The 1239-nt window shown below is 62.2% G+C and carries 2 protein-coding genes; one reads left to right on the forward strand and one right to left on the reverse strand.

All coding sequences use genetic code 11. From position 1 onward, the window contains the following. Positions 1-308: PLP-dependent transferase (locus A2I95_RS39575; RefSeq protein WP_291737825.1), on the forward strand; the 308-nt coding region annotated here is incomplete at its 5' end. A gap of 63 nt (positions 309-371) precedes the next feature. Here A2I95_RS39575 and A2I95_RS39580 read toward each other — a convergent pair. Continuing rightward, a complete protein-coding gene (locus A2I95_RS39580) occupies positions 372-1088 on the reverse strand; it encodes an SIMPL domain-containing protein (protein WP_291737826.1) in 717 nt (238 codons plus the stop codon). Between the last annotated feature and the right edge of the window lie 151 nt (positions 1089-1239).

Genomic DNA, 1239 nt, shown 5'->3' on the forward strand with positions numbered 1-1239 from the left:
ATTATGAGCGCGCCCAGGCTTGCTATCCCAAGGGCACTGGTGGTTTGTTCACCTTTGCCGTCAAAGGCGGTTACGAGGCCTGCATCAAACTGGTGGATTCTCTGGAGATCTTCAGCCATGTGGCCAACCTCGGCGACACCCGTTCGCTGATCATCCACTCTGCCTCCACCACCCACCGGCAGCTGTCGCCCGAGCAGCAGGAAGCAGCAGGCGCAGGTCCGAATGTAGTGCGCGTTTCCATCGGAATCGAGGATGCAGACGACCTGATCCGCGATCTGGACCAGGCGCTGGACAAAACCTGCGGCTGAGGCGCCAACAGCAATTCAGCAGAAAGGCCGGGCGTCCTGCCCGGCCTTTCTTGTTGCCGCAGGTTACTCGCTGCCTGGCACAGTCATATCGAAGACAACCGAGACATTGTGGCTGAAAGTCAGTTCCCCGGCTTCAATGGGCATCGCATCGCTGCGGGCCATTTCCATCGCCATCATGGGACGTCCGCCGCCGCCGCGCTCATTGATCGAGCGCACCGGTCCCAGTTCCATGCCGGCAGCCTCGGCCAGCTGCTGCGCCTTGCGGATGGCGTCCTTGACGGCCTCCCCGCGGATTTGGTCGGTGACCGCCGAAGGGTCCTCCACACCAAAGCTCGGCCCCTGGAACTGATTGGCGCCCGCCGTCAGCACCGTATCCAGCACCGGACCAAGCCGGTCCAGGCCGCGCACCCGCACCATCAGCGTGTTCGACGCCTGGAAACCGGTGATCTCGCGCCGTCCGCCGCTGTCATAGGAGCGGTCCTGCGACCAGACCGGATGCATGGAAATCTGCCGGGTCTGCATGTCCGCAGCAGCAATGCCGCCGTCCTTAAGCCGTGCAATCACAGCGCCCATTGCCTCGGACACAGCCGCCATTGCCATCGCCGCTTCCTCGGCCTCTTCGGTGACGCCCAGGGTGATGGTCGCCAGTTCCGGCGCCACTTGCAGCATGCTTTCGCCGTTTACGGTGATCTGACGCAACGCCGTGGCCTCGCTTGCTGCCAGGGTACCGGCGCTCATCGACAGCATCAGCGCGGCTGCCAGAATTTTCTTTGCCTTCATACGGAAAAGCTCCTTTTGCAATGACTTCTAGATGGGGATGGCAAACTGCCGCCTGCAAGTCCTGGCAGACGTCTTTTCCTTTAACTCGGCAGGTTCCTGCTTTAAGGTCCGCGGCAAAACACCGGGCGCGTCAGGCGGCCCCGGGCAGTAT

The sequence above is a fragment of the Leisingera sp. F5 genome (assembly GCF_001593695.1).